The sequence below is a fragment of the Caballeronia sp. LZ032 genome (genome assembly GCF_031451315.1).
Classification (GTDB): Bacteria; Pseudomonadota; Gammaproteobacteria; order Burkholderiales; family Burkholderiaceae; genus Caballeronia.
Genome location: NZ_JARUXP010000004.1, coordinates 591975 through 614627 on the forward strand (window position 1 = coordinate 591975; position 22653 = coordinate 614627).

Consider the following 22653-nt stretch of genomic DNA (forward strand, 5'->3'; position numbering starts at 1 on the left):
ATGCGAACATTCATCCACCCGGGCATCGCAATGACGGACGCGCGCCTCGATGCGCACGGTACGCCGCGTTGAGGAGCCACGATCCGCCAGAAGCAAGGTCATCACAGCCAGTGCCCGCATGACGAACGGCCGATTACCTCGCGTATGTCTATTGTATGCTGCCAATCGTCACTGTTAAATCGCTTTTAACGATTGTGTTGTTCTCCCGGTAATTCCGCGCCATGCGCCCGTATGGCGGCAATCAATTCCGCTGGCGTTATCTCATAACGCACTTCGCGATGAATGCCGGGTTTGCGCTCGTCGATTTCGATCAACAGTACAGCCTTGCCGTCCGCCGCCGGTTCGAGTCGCAGCGAACGCACTTCCTGGCCGCCGGCGTCGTCATATTCCGTCATGAGCGTGATGGCGCCCGTGACGGCGCTTCTCGGCATCGACATTCTTCCTCCCATCTTGCTGCGTCATTGTTGTTGCGCCGCGCCCCAATCCCGCGTGCACCTTTGCGGGCGCGCGTGAAGCGGGTCAGGCCGGGCGGATGAAGCGGACGCGGAGGGCGCCGAGGTGCTCGCCGCCTTCCGGTTCCTCATTATTGCCTGTCAAAAGCAGCGGCGTCCAGCACGCAACAATCGATGACAACCCGCGGCGCGCGCCTTTCAGGCCGTCTGGCCGATGGCGTCGCGCGCCTGGGCGGTGATTTCGAACGAGCGCAGGCGCTTCGCGTGATCGAAAATCTGCGCCGTCACGATCAGTTCGTCGGCCTGGGTCTGCTCGATCACCGAGCGCAGGCCCGCTTCGACATCGGCCGGACCGCCCACCACCGAGCACGCCAGCGAACGCTCGATACCCGCGCGTTCCGCGTCGCTCCACGCCACCGCTTCGACCGGCGGCGGCAATTGTCCGGGCGTACCGCGTCGGAGATTGATGAACTGCTGCTCCAGCGACGTAAAGAGGAAGCGCGCTTCCTCGGTGGTATCGGCGGCGAAGACGTTCACGCCGACCATCGCGTGCGGCTTCTTCAGCGTCGCCGACGGGCGGAATTGCGTGCGATACACCTCCAGCGCGGTCAGCAGGTAATCCGGCGCGAAGTGCGACGCGAACGCGAACGGCAGCCCGAGCGCCGCCGCCAGTTGCGCGGAGAACAGCGACGAACCGAGCAGCCAGATCGGCACATGCAGGCCGGCACCGGGCACGGCGCGCACCCGCTGGCCTTCGACGGGATCGGCGAAATAGCGCTGCAACTCGACGACGTCATCGGGAAACGACTCGGCGCTGCCGATCAGATCGCGGCGCAGCGCCCGTGCGGTCGTCTGGTCGGTGCCGGGTGCGCGGCCGAGTCCCAGGTCGATGCGCCCCGGAAACAGCGAGGCCAGCGTGCCGAACTGCTCGGCGATGACGAGCGGCGCATGATTCGGCAGCATGATGCCGCCGGATCCGACCCGGATCGTCTTCGTGCCGGCCGCGATATGGCCGATCACGACGGCCGTCGCCGCGCTGGCAATGCCGGACATGTTGTGGTGTTCCGCGAGCCAGTAGCGCACAAAACCCCAGCGCTCGGCGTGCTGGGCGAGATCGAGGGAATGGGCGAACGCATCGGCGGGCGTCGAGCCTTGCGGGACGGGGGAAAGGTCGAGTAGCGAAAAGGGGATCATTGCGGCGTTCCGTAAGCGTGGCGGCGCGGGCGCGGCTTCGCGGTGCGCGTCGGCACGATCCGCGGCGCTGTTGCGCGCCAGGCGCTCAAAGACTCGATTGTGCCGAAACTCCGCGAACCATGCCGGGACGGTCCGTTACCCTGCGCTGCGGTCTAGCCCAGGCTTAGTCGAGTTTCGGATAGCCGAGCGCCATCGCGTCGCGTTCGTAGTCGAGGATCGACGCGTAATCGGCGAGCGTGCGCCGGACGACGCCGGTGAGCCGAAGCCGCCGGGCCAGCGCCGGGTCGGCACGCGAGGCGTCGGCGAGCGCCTGGAAGACGCGTTCCCGCGCGTCCTCCGGCAGCCGGGTCGACGCAATGAACGGCAGCGCGCCCGCGCTCGCCGTCGTGCCGATCACGCGCACGCCGTCGGTCAGTTCCGGCGCATGCGTCTGGGCGAAGGCGAAGGTCACGCAGTCGATCGCCGCGACATCGGCATGGCGCTCGATCGCCAGCGCGCGCAGCGACGCGAGATGCGCGCCGGTCCACAGCACCGACGAAAAGAAGCGGCCGTCCCGCGCGAGCGGCGCGACGGCGTGTCGCAGCAGGTTCATGCCGCTGTTGGAATCGGCGGCGTTGCTGGCGGCGCGCAAGCCACGGCACGCCTCGAGCGACGTCGCGCCGACATGCGCGCCCGCCACCAGGACGCTGTGATAGCGGCCGTCGTCGCAGCCGGGAAGATCGAATGATGGTGCGCCGAGCAACCGCACCCGCGAGGCGAGCGCATGCACGAGCGGATAGCCGCAGGTCTGCGACAGCAGGAGGTCGTCGCGGAGCCAGAAGGTGGTCAGATCGGCGTCGGCATCGACGATGTCGATCGTATCGCCGCGCGCTTCCAGCCAGTCCGCGAGATTCGCGCGGACGTGATGCAGCAGTTCACGCCAGTCCGCCGCGAGCGCGGGGCTGACGTTGTACATCGGCAGTGCGGCGATCCAGCGCATCGGGGGAATCCGGAAAGTCGGCGTTGCCGCATGGTACAGCGGCGCGGGTCAGCCCGCGAGACCGCGCCGGGACGTCGCGAGACGGCCGGAAGCAACGTCCGGCCGCAGCGACGCGGCGTCCGGATGCACGGCATCCTCGGCTTGGGCGAACGCGTGACGGACCATCCATTCGCCATACCCGCGCACGACAAAGCCGCCATTGCGGGCGCGATAAGCGTCGCGGCGGCGCGCGTAGATTTCGCCGAGCGCGAACCACGGCGCGCCGGGCAGGTCGTGATGGACGGCGTGGTAGTTATTGTTGAGAAAAAGCAGGCGCCACGCCCAGGCGGCTTCGTTGATGACCGTGCGCTCGTCCACCTGCGCCGCCGCGCGATGCTCCTGGAACGACCGAACGGACGCCAGCGCGAGCGACGCATAGCCGACGCCGAAGACGAACGCGCGCCACGGAATGCCGCAGCGGGCATCGAGCCACCACGCGAGCGCCGCCAGCGCGACACCATGAAATACCCAGCTCGCGACGATCGCCCAACGCCGCTCGACCACGGCGCGGAACGCTTCGCGCAAGGTGGCGGCAATCGAGAACCACGGTCCGAGCAGTAATCTTCCGGCGAAGGTATTGCGCGCGGCGAGCGCGCCGCGCAGCACGACGCCGGCGCCCGCCCATTGCTCCGCCGTCACGTAATAGCTTTCCGGGTCGAGGCCGGGCTTGGTCAGATGATCGTCGTCGTGATGGCGCAGATGCGAGTCGCGATACACCGCGTACGGAAACCACACGGCGAGCGGCGCCAGGCCGAAGAGCATGTTGACGAGCGGCCAGCGCGTCGGGTGCCCGTGCATGAGTTCATGCTGCAACGACATGTACCAGCACGACAGCAGCGCAAGCAGCCCGAGCGCGGGCACGAGTCCGAGCGCACGCGCGTTCAGCGCGACTCCGAACCAGCCGGCGTACACCGCGACGATCACCGCCCAGGTCGGCCATTCGCTGCGCCAGCGCCAGCTGGCGCGCCGGGCTTGCAGTTCGATGCGCTGGACGTCGTCGAGATAGCGGGGCATGGCGAAATTCACGCGGAGTCAGAATGGGCGAGGGGCCATCGTAACGGCGCGTCCCGCGCGCTCAAACCAAGCATTCCGTCTAAGTTTTCCTGATGCGGCGCTATAAGCTTCGGGGCGTCGCCATTATTGGCCGGGCGATCCGGCACGGTATCCTTGACGCCTTTAGCGGCCTTCGCATCGCCCATGACCGAACCCTCCGCGTCCCGCTCGCTGCAAACCTCGGCTCTCTTGCCGCGCAGCTCCGCCCGCCTCGTCGCCGGGTTGATCGCCTTCAATCTGCTCACCTGGATCTGGGCGCTGGTCGCGTTCCGGCACTATCCGCTGCTGCTCGGCACGTCCTTGCTGGCGTATTCGCTCGGGCTGCATCACGCCGTCGACGCCGACCACATCGCCGCCATCGACAACGTCACCCGCAAACTGATGCAGGAAGGCAAGCGGCCGCTGTACGCCGGATTCTTCTTTTCGCTCGGCCATTCGACCATCGTCATCCTGGCCACCGCGCTGATTGCCGCGACCGCGCTCGCCGTGCAGGGACGCTTTGCGGACTTCCGGGAGATTGGCGGGCTCATCGGCACGTCGGTGTCGGCGCTGTTCCTCTTTCTGATCGCCGCGATGAACCTGTTCGTGCTGCGCGGCGTGTGGCGCGCGTTCCGGCGTGTGCGGCGCGGCGAGCCGGTTCGCGAACAGGACGCCGATCTGCTCGCCGCCGCCGGCGGCCCGCTCGCGCGTGTCGCGCGGCCGCTGTTCAAGCTGATCGGCAAGAGCTGGCACATGTATCCGCTCGGCTTCCTGTTCGGCCTGGGCTTCGACACGGCCACCGAGATCGGCCTGATGGGCATCGCCGCGGCGGAAGCGGCGCGCGGCCTGCCGGTCTGGTCGATTCTCGTGTTTCCGATGCTGTTCACGGCCGGCATGTCGCTCGTCGATACCGCCGACAGCCTGCTCATGACCGGCGCCTACGGCTGGGCCTTCACGAAACCGCTTCGCAAGCTCTACTACAACCTCACCGTGACCTGCGTCTCGGTGCTGATCGCCGTGCTGGTCGGCGGCATCGAGTTGATCGGACTGATCGCCGGCCGGCTGCAACTGAGCGGCGGACTGTGGGACGTGGCCGGCGCGCTGTCGAAACACTTCGGGGCGCTCGGCTACGGCATCGTCGCGCTGTTCGTGGGGTGCTGGCTGCTGTCGGCGCTGATCTGGAAATGGCGCGGCTACGACGACCTCGACCAGAGCGTCACCGGCTGAAGCCACGGGCATTCTTCCTGCTGTAAGGATGGGCCAGCCGCCCATCCAATCCCGCATCGGGCGGCGACCAGGGAGACCCTACATGAACGACCCCCAAGCCGGCGCGGACTCGCCGCACCTCGACAGCGCCGAGCAGGAGCAGGCCGCCGAACATTCCGCGCCGCATCCGCTCGTGATCCACGAGATCGTGCGCGAGGAGGGCGAAGTGGCGATGGAACGCACCTTCGTCGCGCTGATGTTCTCCGCGCTCGCCGCCGGCCTCTCGATGGGCTTTTCCTTTCTCGTTCAGGGCGTTCTCGACAGCGCACTGCCCAAGCGTCCCTGGAGCGATCTGATATCGAGCTTCGGCTATACGATCGGCTTCGTGTTCGTGATTCTCGGCCGCCAGCAGCTGTTCACCGAAAGCACGCTGACGGCTGTGCTGCCGGTGCTCACGCGCCGCGATTTCGCGACGCTGTTCAAGACGCTGCGCCTGTGGGCAATCGTGCTGTTCTTCAATCTCGTCGGCACGAGCCTCTTCGCGGCGATCCTGCAGATCCGCGGCGTATTCGCGCCGGACGTGACCGAGGCGCTCGCCGAACTCGCGATGACGCCGCTGTCCGCCGAATTCGGCATGACCGTCGTGCGGGGCGTGTTCTCCGGCTGGCTCATCGCGCTGATGGTGTGGCTGCTGCCGAGCGCGCGTTCGGCGCGGCTGCTGACGATCCTGCTCGTGACCTATACCGTCGCGGTCAGCAAGCTGACGCACGTGATCGCCGGTTCCGTCGAAGCGGCGTATGCGGTGATGAGCGGCGCGGCGGGCATCGCGGACTATGTCTTCGTGTTTTTCGTGCCGACCCTGATCGGCAACATCATCGGCGGCGTGTCGATGGTAGCCATCGTCAATCACGCGGCGATCGCGCCGGAGATCGGCGGCGCGTCGCAGCGGAAGGCGGACCCCGACTAACCCAGGCTATTTGTTGTTGCCCGCACCGGTGCCGTACAGGCCGTTCTCGAAACCGGTATTGCCCTCGGGCTTCTGGTGCTTGCCCGAGGCGGCGCGGCGACCCTGCGCCGCATCCTTCGACTGCGGCTTGTTCGATTCAATGACTGGACTGCCCGCAGACTCGGACGCGCCGTTCGCGCTCGAGTCGGACTGGCGGTTGTCCTGGCGTCCGGCGCCCGCGCCCTGGGTGATCTGCGCGACGCCGCAGGTACTGAACGCGGCGATCAGGCTCGCGAGGACGAGTCGAACGAACCGTTCGTGAGAAAGGCTGGACATGGCGGCTCCCGGCATGATCGAAATACGGTCTTTCGAGCAGGTTCGATGCCTGACGCCGCGAATCGTGAGATGCAGAACTGGCTGGGTACGCCCGGCTCGCAACGAAACCAAACGAAACGAGAGCGGGCGTCCACCGGGAGTCGCGCCTGTCGCGCGAATGGCGAAAGCGGCGGTTCAGGCCGCTTTCGCCCAAAGCCTGTTGGTCGGGCTCCTGCCGCGCGAACCCGAATGGCGCGGACCGGCATCGATCGTATCAAAGGCGACGCGCAGGGCTTCCGCGCGCTGCTTCTGCGCCGGCACCAGCGCATAGCCCTGGACGACCGCCGTCAGCCGCTCGCGCCAGTACTCGACGTTGAGCGTTCCGGATGCCTGGTTTTTCATGGTGCGGAGCTGTGCGAGCGCGCGCTCGATATGCTGAAGTTCGACATCGGCCATTGCCGAGGGCAAAAGGCTGCCCTTGGTCTCGCTTTTCTTCTTTTTCATCTGGTCTTCCTCTCGGCCGTGCAGCACCCCATCCGGCTCGCGGATCGCGTGCTGCCCCAGGCACCCCGTTCACCCGCGCATGTTTTTTAAATCTGTCGCGGGCGGCCTTTGCTCTTTTCTTCGGATGACCGATCGATGCCAGTTAACAACTGACTCGATCGTTAGCAAAAATGTACGCAATGACTGGCGGGTGGCTCCGTCTGTCATCGCACACTCGGGCGGGCGGAAGGTGCGGCATGAAACGTTGCCGCATGAGACGTGAAAAACCTTATTCGCTGCTTTCGGGCGGTTCCGCAGCCTTATTGCCGCTGCGGCGGATCTGCTCTTCCATCGCGAGATCGAGCTTGCTGACCTTGCGCGGCCTGGCCGGATCGCGGGCGTTGACGAACGCGACGAAGGCGTCCATGGGCATCGTGTCCGAGAGCCGGGCGGAGCCGGCGGCTGAGCGTTCCACGAGATAGAAGAGGCCGCCGGGCATCGACACCGCCGCGTAGTTCGGATTGCCGCTGCGCGTCTTGAGCCGTTCGACGGCGTTGATGGCTTGGGTGGAGCGCATGATCGCCGGGTTATTTCTCGGTGCGGTCGGTGCTGGGGGTGTCGGACGGCGCGCACTTCTTGCCCGCGCCCTCGATCCACAGATTCGACGCGTGGCGCTTGCCCGGATAGAAGCGGTAGGTGGTTTCGCCGTTGTCGTAGCGCACCTTGATGACGTTCGAATCGCCGAATTCGAGCATCACGCCTTGCGGGATGGACGTCTGCTGGTACTTGGCGTCGTGCTTCTTCGCTTCCGCGTCGATGCACTGGACGATACCGTTCACCTTGTCGTTGGTCGACGATTTCTCGACCTCGGGTTGTCCGGCATCTTCGTTGTGAAATTGCGCACAGGCGGCGATCAGCAAAGGCAGCGCGAGCGCCGCGACAAGTTTTTTCATGGTCTTTTCCGTCTGGATCTCCCGGGGATCGCTCCCGGTCGAGGTGTCGGGCTGAACCCGGCATTAGAGCACACGCCCTTTACAGTTCGGACAGGTTCGCGAGCAGGCATCCCGGACGATGCAGCAAGGGCCGCGCCCGATTCGGGACGGATCACGCGTCGGGCGGCACGCCGAGCAGCGGCAGCGTCCCGCCGACGATCCCCGAAAACACCGGCCCGGCCACCGTGCCGCCGTAGTAACTGCTGCCGCCGGGTTCGTCGATCATCACGGCGACGATCAGGCGCGGATCGCTCATCGGCGCAATGCCGACGAAGGACGCGCGATACTTGTTCGCTGCATAGGCGCGCCCGATCTGCTTGCGCGCCGTGCCCGTCTTGCCGCCGACGCGATAGCCGTCCACCGCCGCCGCGCGTCCCGTGCCGTGTTCGCCGATGGCGCGCTCCAGCATGTCGCGCACCGCCCGCGCGGTGGCGGGTTGCGTGACCGGCAGCGCGTCGCGGCGCTTGTCGCCGGCGATCAGCGTGGCGGCGTGAAAGCGGCCGTCGCCGGCATAGGCCGTGTAGATCTGCGCAATCTGCACCAGCGACAGCGACAGGCCATAGCCATAGGCCATGGTGGCCTGCTCGATGGGCTTCCAGCGCTCGGGCGACCGCAGCCGGCCGGTGGCCGCGCCGGGAAAGGTCAGCTCGGGCGCGCGGCCGATGCCGTATTCACGATACTTGTCCCAGATCGTTTTCGCGGGCAGCTGCAGCGCGAGCTTCGTCAGCGCGACATTGCTGGACATCTGCACCGCCTCCGCCACGGTGATGACGCCGTGATTCGACGTGTCGTGAATGACGTTCGGCCCGATCTTGATCGTGCCCGGGCCGGTGTCGATGCGCGTGTCGGGCCGCACCTTGCCGAGATCGATGGACAGCGCGGCCACCAGCGGCTTGATGGTCGAGCCGGGCTCGAAGGTGTCGGTGAGCGCGCGGTTGCGCAACTGTTCGCCGGTGAGGCGCGTGCGGTCGTTCGGATCGAAGCTCGGGTAGTTGGCGAGCGCCAGCACTTCGCCGTTCTTCGCGTCCAGCACGACGACGCTGCCCGCCCGCGCCTTGTGCTTCAGGATGGCCGCCTTCAGTTGCGTATGCGCGAGCTGCTGGATGCGCCGGTCGATGGTCAGCTGAATGGTTTCGCCGTTCTGCGGCAGGTCGATCTCGCCGATCTGCGAGATCACCCGGCCAAGCCGGTCGCGGATCACTTCGCGCTGACCCGCTTCGCCGGTGAGGCGGGCGTCGGCGGCCAGTTCGACGCCTTCCTGGCCATGGTCCTCGTTGTTCGTGAAGCCGACCACGTGCGCCGCCGATTCCCCTTCGGGATAGAAGCGCTTGGTGTCCGGCACGAGCGTGATGCCCGCGCGTCCGATGGTCGCGATGCGCTCGGCGGCTTCCGCTTCCACCTGGCGCTTGAGCAGGACGAAGGCGCGGTTGCCGTCGATGCGCCGCTGCAATTCCTGCGGCGGCATGTCGAGCAGGCGCGCGATCTCGTTGCCGTGATCGCCGTCGAACAATTTGGGCGAGGCCCAGACTTCGTAAGTGGCGAGACTGACGGCGAGCATCGAACCGTTCCGGTCGACGATGCGCCCGCGCGTCGCCGACAGCGACAACGTCCGCTGATAGCGCTTCTGCCCTTCGCCGATATAGAACTTGTGGTCGATCACCTGCACCCACAGCGCGCGCGCGCCGAGCGCGAGAAACGCCGCCGTGACGCCGACGACGACCAGCCGTGAACGCCAGGCAGGCAAGGTGGTGGTCAGGACCGAACTGCGGTGATGCGTCTGGAAATCGCTGCCGCCGCGCGTCTTCTTCTTGAACATCGTTGTCTCACAAGTAAGCTAGGGAGTGCCGGCGGCGGGTTCCCCAATGATTCAGAACAGGCTTCAGGGCAGGCAGGACAAGGCGGCATCGAGCGCGGCGGCATCGTCGCCATCCGGCAGACGAATGCCGATCTCACTCGCGAGGATCTGCCGCAGCTCGGCCACGCTCGCGGCCACGCGGGCTTCGCTCGGCGCGCCGTCGTCGTGCGTGTGATGGATGTGCAGGCGCCCGTTGAACAGGCCGTAGCGCACGCCGGGCGCGAGGCGCGCGGCCAGCAGGTTGTGCACGAAGACCGATTGCGGGTAAGTGGACACGAAATGGTTGGCCATGTCGTAGTCCGCGTCATACTGCGGATCGAGATCGAAGTGATAGACGCTCGCCCAGTTGCCGTCCACCAGCGCCTTCAGGATGAACGCGGGCGGCTGGCCACTCGCGCCGTCTGCGTTCTCCAGCCGGAACGCGCCGTGCGGCGTGATCTGTTCGAGACCGGTTTCGAAGACGAGCGGCGCTGAAAGCACCATGCCGCCGAAACCGACATCGGCGAGATAGGTGCCTTCGTCGAGATCGACCAGCAGCAGCATGTGCGTGCGCGCAGGCAGGTTTGAGACGTCATGATTCCCCTCGCGCCCCCACAGCACGCGACCCGCGAAGCTGCGCACGCGAAAGCCCAGCGCGCGTAGAACGCTGCGCAGAAGCAGGTTGTGTTCGTAGCAGTAGCCGCCGCGTTCCTGCGTGACGAGCTTGCGCTGGATCGAGGCGAGATCCAGCCGGACCGAGCGGCCGAGCAGAACGTCGAGATTTTCGAAGGGGATGGCTTGAGGATGCAGCAGGTGCAGCGCGCGCAAGGTGTCGAGCGTCGCCGCCGGGCGCGCGGCGGCGGAAAAGCCGATGCGCATGAAGTAGGCGGCGAGGTCGGGTGAAGTGTCGTGTGCGTTCATGTGGAGTTCGGGCAAGGGTCGGCTTCGATGTCTGTCGCCATGTCCGCGAGCGCTGTCGCAAGCGTGCATATCTTACTTCACGAAAGCATCGAAATTACAAAAAGCATACGCTGCTGTGCGGCCGTGCTTTCAACTGAGGTTCAGTTGAACTGTGACGCAACGCCGATGGTCTTTCCAAGGTTCAATACGCAACCGTGCAATTGATAAGGGGCGCCACACCATGTCGAAAGATGCAAACGAAGGGACTCAGCCGAATCAATCGAACCAACCGGAAAACGGCAAGCCGGCCAGCGAGACCTGTGCGGGCAAGCATCCCGCGCCGCCGTGCACGCTCGTCATCTTCGGCGCCGGAGGCGATCTCACCAAGCGCCTGCTGATGCCTTCGCTGTACAACCTCGCCTCGGACAAGCTGCTCGACGACGCGCTCGAGATCATCGGCGTGAATCGCGGCGAACGCGAAACCTCCGACTGGCGCGACGAGCTCACGCAATCGCTGCGCAAGTTCGCCTCCGACAAGGCCGCGACCTTCCACACGTCGAAGCTCGACGAGGAAGCCTGGAGCTGGGTCGAGCAGCGGCTCGAATACTTTCCCGGCGAGTTCACCGACGAGGACACCTTCAAGCGCCTCAAGGAACGTCTCGCGAAGGCCAAGTCGGGCAGCGTGATGTTCTACTTCGCGGTGGGCGCGCGCTTCTTCGAGCCGATCGTCGAGCATCTCGGCGCGGCCGGCTTGCTGGAGGAGAAGGACGGAAACTTCAGGCGCATCGTGATCGAGAAGCCGTTCGGCACGGACCTGGCAACGGCGCGCGAGCTGAACGCCTGCATTCTCAAGTACGCGCAGGAAACGCAGGTGTACCGGATCGATCACTTCCTCGGCAAGGACACGGTGCAGAGCATCCTGGCCGTGCGCTTCGCCAATGCGATGTTCGAGCCGGTGTGGCGGCGCGAATACATCGACAACGTTCAGATCACGGCGGCCGAGACGATCGGCGTGGAAGGGCGCGGCGCGTTCTACGAGCAGACCGGCGCATTCCGCGACATGCTGCCGAACCATCTGTTCCAGCTGCTTGGCATGGTAGCGATGGAGCCGCCCAATTCGTTCGATGCCGAATCCGTGCGCGACAAGAAAGCCGAAGTGTTCGACGCGATCCGTCCTCTGACGGCGCAGGACGTCGTGCTCGGTCAATACGAAGCGGGTCCGGCGGGGCCGGGGTATCGCGAGGAAGAGGGCGTGGCGCCCGACAGCCGCACCGAAACCTACGCGGCGGCGCGCGTGTACGTGGAGAACTGGCGCTGGGCCGGCGTGCCGTTCTATCTGCGCACCGGCAAGCGGCTGACCGAGCGCCGCACGGAGATTTCGATCACGCTCAAGGCGGTGCCGTTCCTGCTGTTCCGCGATACGCCCGTCGATGCGCTCACGCCGAATGTCTTCACGCTGCGCATCGATCCCGCGCACGGCACCACCTTCGACTTCAACGTGAAGGTGCCGGGTCCGCTGATGCAGATCGGCAAGGCGCGTTCGGCGTTCAACTACGCGGATTACTTCGCGGAGCGCGCGAACGTGGGCTACGAGACATTGCTGTACGACTGCATGCTCGGCGACGAGACGCTGTTCCAGCGCGCCGACAGCATCGAGACGGCATGGGCCGCCGTCGATCACGTGCTGCATCCGGACAGCCCGTTGCCCGTGCACGGGTATGCGGCGGGCAGCACGGGACCGGCGCAGGCGGACCAGCTGCTGGCCGATGATGGCCGCGCGTGGCGCGCGCTGACCGATCCGGTCAAAAAGAACTGAACACCACTCGAACTTCACTGCAAGGACAACACACGTGAGCACAGAATCCAGAACCAGACAGAAAACCCACGTGACGGCGGACAAACTCGCGATCAAGGCGGAACGCATTCTCGCGATCGACATCGGCGGCACGGGGTTGAAGGCGGCGATCATTTCCGAGGATGGCCAGATGAAGAGCGACCGCCTGCGTGTCGCGACGCCGCAGCCGGCCAAGCCCGACGTGGTCGTCGAGACGCTGATGCAGCTGATCGCGCCGATCGTCGCCACGCCGCCGACGCATATCTCGATCGGCTTTCCGGGCGTGGTGCGCGACAACATCGTGCTGACCGCGCCGAATCTCGGCACGCCGGCCTGGCGCGGCGTGCCGCTCGCCCAGTTGCTGTCGGAGCGGCTCGGCGACGTCCCCGCGCGCATGATCAACGACGCCGAGATGCAGGGGCTCGCGGCCATTGAAGGACGCGGCATCGAGATGGTGCTGACGCTCGGCACCGGCGCGGGCACCGCGCTGTTCCGCGACGGCGAACTGATGCCGCATCTGGAGCTCGCCCATCATCCGATTGCGAAGGACAAGACCTACGACGAGTACATCGGCAACGCGGCGCGCGAGAAGGCCGGCAAGAAGCGCTGGAGCCGGCGCGTGGAGAAGACGATCGAGATCCTCGCGTCGCTCGTGAACTACGACAAGCTGTGGATCGGCGGCGGCAATGCCGCGCACATCAAGTTCAAGCTGCCGGACAACGTCGCGACGGTGTCGAATGCGGCGGGCATCGAGGGCGGCGCGCGGCTGTGGCATCCGCGCTCGGTGCGCGAGACGCGGCAATTGCCGCATTTCAACCAGCGTGAAGGGGCGCACTGATGGCAGGCGACAGCAAGTACGGACTGACGAGCACGGGCGGAGCGGACGCGTTCGAGGCACTGGCGAACATCGAACTGGTCGTCACCGATTGCGACGGCACGCTGCTCTACACCGACAAGGCGCTCGGCCAGCCCGCGATCGACGCCGTGCGCCGCCTGCAAGCCGCGGGCGTGCGCTTCACGGCGGCGAGCAGCCGGCCGGGCAAGGGCATGCGCCATATCGTCGAGGCGCTGGGCATCGATATGCCTTATGCGTCGTACAACGGCGGCAGTCTGGTCGAGCCGGGCACGTGGAAGGTGCTGTCGTCGCACAAGCTGCCGCGCGACGTCGTACAGACCTCGCTCGAAACGCTCGCGACGGCGGGTGTCGATGCGTGGGTGTTCATCGACGATGCGTGGTACCTGACCAATCCCGACGCGACCTATGTGCCGCTCGAAACCCGCACGGTGGGTTACGAAGGCGTGCGGGTCGCGCGTTTCGAAGACCTGGATCTCGCTGCGGTCGATAAGATCGTCGGGTCGACGGCCGATACCGCGCTGCTGTCGCGCGTCGAGACTGGCTTGCAGCAGCAATTGCACGAACGCGGCCACGCAGCCCGCTCGCAGACCTACTATCTCGACGTCACCAGCATCGACGCCAACAAGGGCACTGCGGTGCGCGAGCTGGCGCGGCTGGCCAACGTGCCGCTCGAACGGGTGGCCGTGCTCGGCGACATGGGCAACGACGTGCCGATGTTCGAGATCGCGGGCGTGTCGATCGTGATGGGACAGGCGTCGGACGCCGTGCGGCGTCAGGCGAGCCTTGTCTCGAAAAGCAATGACGAAGATGGCTTTGCGACGGGCGTCGAGGCGATCGTGGCGGCGCGCGCGGGCGGCTGAGCCACGTAGCCACGAAGGGCGTTGACATCGACGCGAGGCGCTGCCGCTGCGAATGTGGCTGGGCGCGAGGCAGGCGGCTGCGTCGAAGGTCAGGAAATCCGCGGTAGGGCGTCTCAGGCGTTCGCCGCGGATCAGGCGGACGCTCGGTGTGGTTGAAGCAGTGGCAGGAAGCCGGTGCGCTTAACGACGGCGCATCGGTGCGCGCGGGGCACCGCCGCCGGCACGCTCGTCCTTGTGACGGAAATTGATACGGCCTTTGGTCAGGTCGTAGACCGACAGTTCCAGCGTCACGCGGTCGCCGGCGAGAATCCGGATGTGGTTCTTGCGCATGCGGCCCGAGGCGTACGCGCCGACCACGACGCCGTTGTCCAGCGTCACGCGATAGCGGCTGTCGGGAAGGACTTCGTCAACGATACCGTCGAGTTCGATGAGTTCTTCTTTCGCCATATGAGGCTCCTGTGTAATGAATGATGGGTGCTGCCGCGCGTCCTGCGCCCGTGTTCGACCTGCTTCCGGCGCTGCGCTCGTCGCCGATGAGCAGCCGTGCGGCACTTCACTGGACGGCGTCGCAGCGGACTCGAAGGGCAATGCGATACGTGGCGCAACGGAAGCGCACCGCGTCTCTCTTCAGGCTCGTTGTGAGCTTGACGGCATAGGCCGGATGGACGTGCGGGCCGCGCAGGCGGCGCGCCGCGGCCGGCATGACCGGGACGGCGACGTCGGCGGACTGCGGTGCCGACGTGCGGTTAAAAAGCGGGTTATAGCGAAACGCGACGTATCGCGCGATGAAGCTTGCAAAAAACTTTCAAATCTGTCTTCAGGCCGCGGCGCGTATATCGAACGCCTGACTGATATGCGGCCAAAGGGTCAAACTTGCAAGCCCTGGCGTTATTTTCGCCTAAAACGCTTGATTAGACAATGAAATTCGCCGGAAGGTTTCTGCAAGGGCGCTTTTTGCTACAACCACCCGGCCTTCTTGAAACGCCAGTACAGCACGACATCCACCACCAGCATGACAGCAATGCAGGCCGGATAGCCATATACCCAGTCAAGTTCGGGGATCGACTTGAAGTTCATGCCGTAGATGCCGGCGATCATCGTCGGCACGGCGAACAGCGCGGCGAAGGAACCCAGGCGTTTGGTCACCTCGCTTTCGGCCAGCGCGATCAGGCCCAGATTCACCTGGATCGCCGTGACGATCATTTCGCGCCGTCCCTCGATGGTCTTCACGATGCGCAGCAAGTGGTCGTACACGTCGCGGAAGTATTCCTGCATGCCCGAACACACGCCGGGCGACCTGCCGCCATACAGCTTGCTGACGGCTTCGAGCAAGGGCGCCGTGTGATGCTGGAGAATCGTCATGCGGCGCTTGAGCGAGTACAGGTCCTCGATGATCTCGCGCGACTCCACCGAACCCTTTTGCTCGAAGATGCGTTCTTCGACTTCGTCGAGTTCGGCGCCGAGCGTTTCCAGTACGGGGAAGTAACGGTCCACGACGGCATCGAGCAGCGCATACATCACGAAGGCGGGACCGTGCTTGAGCAGATGCGGTTCGCGCTCGCAGCGCTTGCGCACTTCCTGGAAGCCCTGCGTGGTCCGGTTGCGCACCGAGAGCACATAGTTCTTGCCGACGAACACGTTCATCTCGCCGACCAGCACGTCGCCTTCTTCGTCGAATTCGACTGTGTGAAAGACCGCGAACAGCGAGTCGCCGTACTCCTCGATCTTCGGCCGCTGATGACCGTTCTGCGCGTCCTCGACCGCCAGTTCATGCAGCCCGAACTGCTGCGTCAAGTGGGCGAGTTCGCCGGGACCGGGCTCCTTCAATGCAACCCAAATGAAAGAGTCGGGACGATCGCGATAGGCATTGATGTCGTCGATGGGCACATCGGCGAGCTTTCGGCCGTTCTCATAAACCGCGCAGTTGACCAGCATGGGGCGCCCTTTTTTATATCGATTTCTTGTTATCGATGTGACGCTATCGATGTGACCCGGCCACGCGTCGATGGGCGCTCGGGGGGCGCGAGCGCGTGGCCTCCATCCGTTGAATCTTAGCCCAAACGGCTGATTCCAACCGGCGACGCCGAGCGCATTCCGGCCAGGAAGCGGGAGCAATCAGGATGCCTTGACATCCACCCACGCCATCGTGGCTTCGTCGCCCATGAGGAATGCGCGGTTCGCTTCGGCCGCCGCGCGCAGATGGTTCCACACCGTCGTGATGCGCTTCAGCTTGCGCAGATCCTCGCGGCAGGAGAGATAGAACGCGCGCGTCACGATGATCTCGTCGGGCAGCACCGGCACGAAGCGCGCGTCCGACGACGCCATGAAGCACGGCAGGATGGCCAGCGCCCGGCCCTGCAGCGCCGCGAAGTATTGCGCGATCACGCTCGTGCTGCGCCAGCGCGAGATCGCGCCCGGCACCGCGCGTTCGAGATACAGCAGTTCATAGCTGAAGGCGAGGTCATCGATATAGCTGGCGAAGCGATGCTGGCGCAGGTCGTCGGTGGTGCGGATCGGCGCGTGAGCCGCGAGATAGTCGGCGGTGGCGTAGAGCCTTAGACGGTACTCGCAGAGCTTCGTATAGACATACTGGCCCTGTTCGGGACGTTCGAGCGTCACCGCGATATCGGCCTCGCGTTTCGACAGGCTCACGAAATGCGGCACCGGCAACAAATCGATGGTGATGTTCGGGTGCGCGTCCTGAAAGCGCGCGAGTTGCGGGGCGAGAAAGAAGCAGCCGAAGCCTTCGGTCGAGCCGACCCGCACGTGGCCCGAGAGCGCATGCCCCGTGTTCGCGATCTGCTCGGTGGCCGACTGCACCGTGGTCTCGATGGAATCGACATAGGCCAGGAGGCGTTGTCCTTCCGCGGTCAGGATGAAGCCGCTGCTGCGCGACTTGTCGAACAGCAGGGTGCCGAGCGCGTCTTCCAGCGCCCGCACGCGCCGCGCGACGGTCGTGTAGTCCACGCCGAGCCGCTTCGCCGCGCCGCTGGCACGCTGCGTCCGGGCGACTTCGAGGAAGTAGCGCAGGTCGTCCCAGTTGAGCCGGGCGAGGTCGGGCGGGGCGGATGGCATCGGATTTTTTTGCATATCGATCGGGTGTTTTTATCGCGCCATGATGGACTTTTGCATAACTATACTCAGGAAGCGAGCCTGCATCATTGCGGGCTGCATACCAACAAGACGGAGACACGATGCTTTTTCTTCCAGCGCCCGCGCGGCGCGTCTCTTCGCCTGTCCTCGCTGTTTCCTTCCACCTTTCCTGCCCGTCGGCAATTTCCCACGCAAGGAGTGACTCGTGAATATCGCTGCTGAACATCCGGCGCAGAATGCGTCTGTCCGCACGGCCAAGCTGCTGATCGACGGCCAGTTCGTCGAATCGAAGAGCGCGGAATGGCGCGACATCGTCAATCCGGCCACGCAGGACGTGGTCGGCCGCGTGCCGTTCGCGACGATGGACGAAGTGGATGCCGCCGTCGCTGCGGCGCACAAGGCGTTTCAGACCTGGCGCACGACGCCGCTCGGCGCCCGCATGCGGCTGATGCTGCGCTTCCAGGACCTGGTGCGGCAGAACCAGAAACGCATTGCGCAGACGCTCACCGCGGAGCAGGGCAAGACGCTCGCCGACGCCGAGGGCGACATCTTCCGCGGCCTGGAAGTCGTCGAGCATGCGTGCTCGATCAGCACCTTGCAGCAGGGCGAATTCGCCGAGAACGTCGCGGGCGGCGTGGATACGTACACGCTGCGCCAGCCTATCGGCGTCTGTGCCGGCATCACGCCGTTCAACTTCCCGGCGATGATCCCGCTATGGATGTTCCCGATGGCCATCGTGTGCGGCAACACCTTCGTGCTGAAGCCCTCCGAGCAGGATCCGCTCTCGACCATGGAGCTGGTCGAACTGGCGCTCGAAGCCGGCGTGCCGCCCGGTGTGCTGAACGTCGTGCATGGCGGCAAGGAAGTGGTCGATGCGATCTGCACGCATCCCGAGATCGAGGCGATTTCCTTCGTCGGCTCGACGGCTGTCGGCACGCATGTCTACAACCTCGCGAGCCAGCACGGCAAGCGCGTGCAGTCGATGATGGGCGCGAAGAACCACGCCGTCGTCCTGCCCGACGCCAACAAGGAGCAGACTCTCAACGCGCTCGTCGGCGCGGGCTTCGGCGCGGCGGGACAGCGCTGCATGGCGACGTCGGTGGCGGTGTTCGTCGGGGCGTCGAAGGAGTGGGTGCCGGAACTGGTCGAGAAGGCGAAGACGCTCAAGGTCAACGGCGGCGCGGAGCCGGGCACGGATGTCGGCCCGGTGGTCTCGAAGGCGGCGAAGGAACGCATTCTCGGGCTGATCGGCCAGGGGGTGGAAGAGGGCGCGACGCTCGCGCTCGACGGCCGGAACATCGGCGTGAAGGGCTACGAGCAAGGCAACTTCATTGGGCCGACCATCTTCACGGGTGTCGATACCGAGATGACGATCTATACGAAGGAGATCTTCGGTCCGGTGCTGTGCGTGCTCGAAGCCGAGACGCTGGACGATGCCATCGCGCTCGTCAACCGCAATCCGATGGGCAATGGCGTCGGCCTGTTCACGCAGAGCGGCGCGGCGGCGCGCAAGTTCCAGAGCGAGATCGACATCGGTCAGGTGGGCATCAACATTCCGATTCCGGTGCCGGTGCCGTCGTTCAGTTTCACGGGTTCGCGCGGCTCCAAGCTCGGCGATCTGGGGCCGTACGGCAAGCAGGTCGTGCAGTTCTACACGCAGACGAAAACGGTCACGGCACGCTGGTTCGACGACGCCACCGTGAACGACGGCGTGAACACCACCATCGCACTGAAATAACAACGAGGAGGCAGCGATGAAGATTGGTTTCATTGGTCTCGGACACATGGGCGGCCCGATGGTCGCGAACCTGCTGAAGGCAGGGCATGCGCTCACGGCGTTCGATCTCGTGCCGGCCGCGCTGGACGCCGCGCGCTCGGCGGGCGCGACGCTCGCGGACTCGCCGCGTGCGGCGGCGGAAGGTGCGGAAGTCGTTATCACGATGCTGCCCGCGGCGCAGCATGTAAAAGCCGTCTATCTGAACGACGACGGCGTGCTCGCGGGCGTCGCGAAGGGCGTGCCGCTGGTGGACAGCAGCACGATCGACCCGGCTACGGCGAAGCTGATCGGCGAGGCGTCGGCCCAGCACGGCAATCCGTTTGCGGATGCGCCGGTGTCGGGCGGCGTCGTCGGGGCGCAGGCGGGCACGCTGACCTTCATGGTCGGCGCGGACGAAGCGTTGTTCGACACGCTGCGTCCGGTGCTGAGCGGCATGGGCAAGAACATGGTGCGCTGCGGCGAAACCGGCACGGGTCAGATTGCGAAGATCTGCAACAACCTGCTGCTGGCCATCTCGATGATCGGCGTGGCTGAAGCGATGAAGCTGGGGGAAACGCTAGGTATCGATCCGTCGAAATTGGCGAGCATCGTGAATACCTCGACGGGACGCTGCTGGAGTTCGGATACGTGTAATCCCTATCCGGGGATCGTCGAGACGGCACCGGCTTCACGCGGCTATGCGGGCGGCTTCGGCGCCGATCTGATGCTGAAGGATCTGGGCCTTGCCGTCGATGCGGCGCGCGGCGCAAAACAGCCTGTTTTCATGGGTGCGCTGGCGCAGCAGCTTTATCAGTCGATGAGCCAGCAAGGCCTTGGCGGACTCGATTTCTCGGGCATCATCAAGTTGTACGGGAAGAACTGATAGCGGCCAACAGTATCAAACGAAGGAGGGTGGCGGCACGACCGTGCGTGCCGATCCTGCCCTCTGTTTATAACTAGTTTGTTCAGTTGCACTGCACAACGCGTCGCGCAGTCCGTTACTGGGAAAGACCATCGGGAATACGATGATTCGCTTTCCAGAAAATTGTCCTATTCTGAAAGCACGACGCCCGTCTGCCGTTCGGTACGAACGCTCCGGTAGCGCCACGGTGCTGGTAGAACGCCCGTCGTTTTCGGGCAATCAGATGAGGAGTACGCGATGCAAGTTACACGTCACTTGAACATGGAATTGCGGCACGCCACGGTGCCGACTTATGTCGCCAGCTATTTCTTTCCGTTGCTGCTTTTGGCATACGAAGTATGGCGAGTGGGATCCTGGGTTGCAGTGAACGGCTTCAACTTCATGAACTTCAACGCGATGGGTTATGAATTCGCGCTGATGGTCGCCGTGTTCTGCATGCAAGTCATCGTGGAAATCGCGTTCCTCGCAGGCGCTGTGCTGACCCGACACAAGGATGTCGGTCATCGACTGGCCAATCTCTCGCTGGGTCTGTTCTGTTCGATGGTCGTCCTCGGATTCGATCTTGCACTGCAATATGGTTTGAGCGGCAATTAAGTCTCAAGCCGTATTTCGAAGGCCAAAACGAAACGCCGGTTGCGCATGCGCAACCGGCGTTTTTTTTGTGCACTGCTGCAAGCATCAACAGCCCGCAGCACTCGCTAATGCCGGCGGCGTCTCAGAGCGTTGTTCATAGCATTTCGTGTCCGCATCCTTGAGCGCGCTGCGCAAGCCTTCTTCGACGACCGGATGATAGAAAGGCAGCTTGAGCATTTCATCGAGCGTCAGGTCGAGTTGCAGCGCCCACGCAAGCAGATGCCCGAGATGTTCCATCGCCGGACCGCAGCCTTGCGCGCCGCGCAGCTTGCCGGTCTTCGCATCGGCGTAGACGTGCAGCAGACCGCGGTTCTGCCGCATCACGCGACTGCGGCCCTGATCCTCGAACGACGCTTCCCCCGTTACCGTCATCTGTTTCTCGAGATCGTCATAGGATGCGCCGACGATCACCACCTGCGGCTCACAGAAGACCAGCGAGAACGGCACCTTGCGCTTGATCGCCTGCACGTCGGTGAAGCGCGCGGCGTTGTCGCCTTCGATCTTGCCGTCGTCGGCGGCGTCGTGAAGCCAGGGGCGTGTGCCGTCGCAATCGCCTGCAATGAAGATCGTGCTGTCGCCGCATTGCATCGTGGTTTCGTCGAATAGCGGCACGCCCTTGTCGTTCAATGCGATGCCCGTCTTGTCCAGTGCCAGCGCTTTCAGGTTCGGGGCGCGGCCCGTGGCCGCCAGCACGAAATCGAAGCGTTCGGTCCGCGGCTCGCCTCCCGGTGAGGTGAAGCGCAAGGTCGGTTGGTCGTCTTCCAACGACATCGCATCGAACTTCGCGTCCGGATCGAAGTAGAACTCGTCGGCGAGCGCTTCTCTCAGCGCGTCGCGTACCGGCGCATCCGTGAGCGCAGCCACGCTGCCGCCCTTGCCGAACACAAAGACGTCGACATCGAGACGGGCCAGTGCCTGGCCCAGTTCCAGCGCGATCGGTCCCGCGCCGAACACCGCGATCTTCGCGGGCAGCGCGTGCAGTTCGAACAGGTCGTCGCTGGTGATGAGCTTGTCGCCGAAGACCTTGAGTTCGTCCGGCACGCTCGGCGCCGCGCCCGTCGCGATGACCACGCGCGCCGCCTCGATACGCGTGTCGTCGCCGACCATCAACCGCGTCGGCGATTCGAAGCGCGCCTGGCCGCGCACGATGCAGTCGTCGGGAAACGACTCCACTTCGTCCAGCACGCTTTTGACGAAATGATCGCGCTCGCGCCGCACATAATCGAGCGCGTGTTCGCGATTTACTTCCAGCGCATGCGTGCCCTCGATGCCGCGCGCCGCCAGCGACCGCGCTTCGTGCAAACCGTTCGCCGCCGCGAGCAGCAGCTTGGACGGCATGCAGCCGACCCTCGCGCAAGTCGTGCCGAACTCGCCGCTCTCGATCAACACCGCGCTCGCGCCCGCGAGCCGCGCCGCGCGAAACGCCGCCATGCCGGCCGTCCCCGCGCCGATCACCGCCACATCCACCTTCATGTCCTTCATAAGCTTCCCCGTGTTGCTGCCATCGTTCAGCCGTTGTCGGCAAAGCCCGGATAGAGCGTCATGCCGCCATCGACGAACAGGGTCGTGCCGACGACGTAATCGCTGTCGTCGGAGGCGAGCCAGACGGCCGCCCGGCCTATGTCGTCGACTTCGCCGATGCGTCCGTATGGAATCAGCGTCAGCAGCTTCTCGAGTTGCTCTGGCTGGTCCCAGGCTTCGCGGTTGATCGGCGTGCGAATGGCGCCGGGCGCGATGCCGTTGACGCGGATCCGCTGCGGCGCGACTTCCTGGGCGAGCGATTTCATCATCATCTGGATGCCGCCCTTCGACGCCGCATAGTTCACGTGCCCCGCCCACGGAATGACTTCGTGCACGGAACTCATGCAGATGATCTTGCCCAGCGCCTTCGACACGTCGCGCATGCCGCGCCGCTCGAATTCGCGCACGGCGCGCTGGGCGGTGAGGAATTGGCCGGTGAGATTGGTGTCGATGACCTTCCGCCAGTCGGCAAGCGTCAGTTCGGTGAATTTCGCGTCCTGCTGCAAGCCCGAATTCGCGATCACGATATCGAGCGTGCCCCAGCGCCGCACGACGGCGTCGAACATGGCGTCCACTTGCGCTTCATCGGCGACGTCCGCGCCGACCGCGAACGCTTCGCCGCCTTTTGCGCTGATCGCGGCGGCGAGCTTCTCGGCGGGTTCGGCATGCGAGTGATAGTTGATGGCGACGTGCGCGCCCGCGTCGGCGAGTGCGTGCGCCACGCCTTCGCCGATACCCGAGCTTGCGCCCGTCACCAGCGCGATCTGACCTGCGAGGGGTTTGTGCATATGCTCCGTCCGTGTCTG

The 22653-nt window shown here is 65.0% G+C and carries 23 protein-coding genes; 8 read left to right on the forward strand and 15 right to left on the reverse strand.

The annotated features are described in order from the left end of the window. Positions 1 to 185 precede the first annotated feature (185 nt). The 4 genes from QCE69_RS30490 to QCE69_RS30505 form a co-directional block, all read right to left on the reverse strand. Complete coding sequence (locus QCE69_RS30490; RefSeq protein WP_309819900.1) at positions 186 to 431, reverse strand: hypothetical protein; 246 nt, start codon at positions 429 to 431, stop codon at positions 186 to 188. Positions 432 to 650: 219 nt separating this feature from the next. Further along, positions 651 to 1646 (reverse strand): LLM class flavin-dependent oxidoreductase, encoded by a 996-nt coding sequence (locus QCE69_RS30495; RefSeq protein ID WP_309926077.1) that lies wholly within the window; start codon positions 1644 to 1646, stop codon positions 651 to 653. Positions 1647 to 1809: 163 nt separating this feature from the next. Continuing rightward, positions 1810 to 2625, reverse strand: a complete 816-nt coding sequence (locus tag QCE69_RS30500) for a PhnD/SsuA/transferrin family substrate-binding protein (RefSeq protein ID WP_309934635.1) — start codon at positions 2623 to 2625, stop codon at positions 1810 to 1812. A 48-nt stretch (positions 2626 to 2673) separates the two neighbouring features. Beyond that, entirely contained in the window at positions 2674 to 3678 is a 1005-nt protein-coding gene (locus QCE69_RS30505; RefSeq protein ID WP_309934636.1) for a fatty acid desaturase, read from the reverse strand. 183 nt (positions 3679 to 3861) lie between these two features. On the opposite strand from QCE69_RS30505, the gene QCE69_RS30510 reads away from it, so the two are divergent. Then, entirely contained in the window at positions 3862 to 4923 is a 1062-nt protein-coding gene (locus tag QCE69_RS30510) for a HoxN/HupN/NixA family nickel/cobalt transporter (RefSeq protein ID WP_309934637.1), read from the forward strand. Positions 4924 to 5005: 82 nt separating this feature from the next. After that, positions 5006 to 5869, forward strand: a complete 864-nt coding sequence (locus tag QCE69_RS30515; protein WP_309934638.1) for a formate/nitrite transporter family protein — start codon at positions 5006 to 5008, stop codon at positions 5867 to 5869. 6 nt (positions 5870 to 5875) lie between these two features. Here QCE69_RS30515 and QCE69_RS30520 read toward each other — a convergent pair whose 3' ends face one another. The 6 genes from QCE69_RS30520 to QCE69_RS30545 form a co-directional block, all read right to left on the reverse strand. After that, entirely contained in the window at positions 5876 to 6184 is a 309-nt protein-coding gene (locus QCE69_RS30520; protein WP_309934640.1) for a beta-xylosidase, read from the reverse strand. A gap of 174 nt (positions 6185 to 6358) precedes the next feature. Then, positions 6359 to 6667 carry a hypothetical protein gene (locus QCE69_RS30525; protein ID WP_309926084.1) on the reverse strand — a complete coding sequence of 103 codons (309 nt, stop codon included), beginning with the start codon at positions 6665 to 6667 and terminating at the stop codon, positions 6359 to 6361. Positions 6668 to 6935: 268 nt separating this feature from the next. Beyond that, entirely contained in the window at positions 6936 to 7223 is a 288-nt protein-coding gene (locus QCE69_RS30530) for a hypothetical protein (RefSeq protein ID WP_309926086.1), read from the reverse strand. A 10-nt stretch (positions 7224 to 7233) separates the two neighbouring features. Next, positions 7234 to 7599: a hypothetical protein gene (locus tag QCE69_RS30535; RefSeq protein ID WP_309934642.1), complete on the reverse strand. Its 366-nt coding sequence runs from the start codon at positions 7597 to 7599 to the stop codon at positions 7234 to 7236. Positions 7600 to 7750: 151 nt separating this feature from the next. Then, positions 7751 to 9454, reverse strand: a complete 1704-nt coding sequence (locus QCE69_RS30540; protein ID WP_309926088.1) for a penicillin-binding protein 2 — start codon at positions 9452 to 9454, stop codon at positions 7751 to 7753. A gap of 63 nt (positions 9455 to 9517) precedes the next feature. Then, entirely contained in the window at positions 9518 to 10393 is an 876-nt protein-coding gene (locus QCE69_RS30545) for an arylamine N-acetyltransferase (protein ID WP_309934644.1), read from the reverse strand. Positions 10394 to 10613: 220 nt separating this feature from the next. Between QCE69_RS30545 and zwf the strand changes: the two genes are divergently transcribed. From zwf to QCE69_RS30560, 3 genes are read left to right on the forward strand one after another with little or no spacing between them, the layout of a single operon-like run. Further along, a complete protein-coding gene (zwf, locus tag QCE69_RS30550) occupies positions 10614 to 12188 on the forward strand; it encodes a glucose-6-phosphate dehydrogenase (protein ID WP_309934646.1) in 1575 nt (524 codons plus the stop codon). Positions 12189 to 12222: 34 nt separating this feature from the next. Beyond that, a complete protein-coding gene (locus QCE69_RS30555; RefSeq protein WP_404987604.1) occupies positions 12223 to 13044 on the forward strand; it encodes an ROK family protein in 822 nt (273 codons plus the stop codon). Next, the gene (locus QCE69_RS30560; RefSeq protein ID WP_309926093.1) at positions 13044 to 13922 is read left to right on the forward strand and encodes an HAD family hydrolase; all 879 of its coding nucleotides are present in this window, start codon (positions 13044 to 13046) and stop codon (positions 13920 to 13922) included. The genes QCE69_RS30555 and QCE69_RS30560 overlap by 1 nt, the downstream gene beginning before the upstream one ends. 180 nt (positions 13923 to 14102) lie before the next feature. On the opposite strand, the gene infA is transcribed toward QCE69_RS30560, so the two are convergent. The 3 genes from infA to QCE69_RS30575 all read right to left on the reverse strand — a co-directional run bounded on the left by infA (position 14103) and on the right by QCE69_RS30575 (position 16997). Beyond that, positions 14103 to 14369 carry a translation initiation factor IF-1 gene (infA, locus tag QCE69_RS30565; RefSeq protein ID WP_006999277.1) on the reverse strand — a complete coding sequence of 89 codons (267 nt, stop codon included), beginning with the start codon at positions 14367 to 14369 and terminating at the stop codon, positions 14103 to 14105. Positions 14370 to 14879: 510 nt separating this feature from the next. Continuing rightward, complete coding sequence (gene corA / locus QCE69_RS30570) at positions 14880 to 15857, reverse strand: magnesium/cobalt transporter CorA (RefSeq protein WP_309926095.1); 978 nt, start codon at positions 15855 to 15857, stop codon at positions 14880 to 14882. Positions 15858 to 16037: 180 nt separating this feature from the next. Then, a complete protein-coding gene (locus QCE69_RS30575; protein ID WP_309926097.1) occupies positions 16038 to 16997 on the reverse strand; it encodes a LysR family transcriptional regulator in 960 nt (319 codons plus the stop codon). 223 nt (positions 16998 to 17220) lie between these two features. Between QCE69_RS30575 and QCE69_RS30580 the strand changes: the two genes are divergently transcribed. From QCE69_RS30580 to QCE69_RS30590, 3 genes are all read left to right on the forward strand, one after another. Further along, on the forward strand, positions 17221 to 18753 hold the full coding sequence (locus QCE69_RS30580; RefSeq protein ID WP_309926100.1) for a CoA-acylating methylmalonate-semialdehyde dehydrogenase: 1533 nt from the start codon (positions 17221 to 17223) through the stop codon (positions 18751 to 18753). A 16-nt stretch (positions 18754 to 18769) separates the two neighbouring features. Further along, positions 18770 to 19654: a 3-hydroxyisobutyrate dehydrogenase gene (gene mmsB, locus QCE69_RS30585; protein WP_309926103.1), complete on the forward strand. Its 885-nt coding sequence runs from the start codon at positions 18770 to 18772 to the stop codon at positions 19652 to 19654. Between the two features lie 276 nt (positions 19655 to 19930). After that, a complete protein-coding gene (locus QCE69_RS30590) occupies positions 19931 to 20287 on the forward strand; it encodes a hypothetical protein (protein ID WP_309819941.1) in 357 nt (118 codons plus the stop codon). An 84-nt stretch (positions 20288 to 20371) separates the two neighbouring features. Here QCE69_RS30590 and QCE69_RS30595 read toward each other — a convergent pair whose 3' ends face one another. Next, positions 20372 to 21808: a dihydrolipoyl dehydrogenase gene (locus QCE69_RS30595; RefSeq protein ID WP_309934648.1), complete on the reverse strand. Its 1437-nt coding sequence runs from the start codon at positions 21806 to 21808 to the stop codon at positions 20372 to 20374. Between the two features lie 26 nt (positions 21809 to 21834). Continuing rightward, positions 21835 to 22635, reverse strand: coding sequence for an SDR family oxidoreductase (locus tag QCE69_RS30600; RefSeq protein ID WP_309926107.1), 801 nt, complete (start codon positions 22633 to 22635; stop codon positions 21835 to 21837). Between the last annotated feature and the right edge of the window lie 18 nt (positions 22636 to 22653).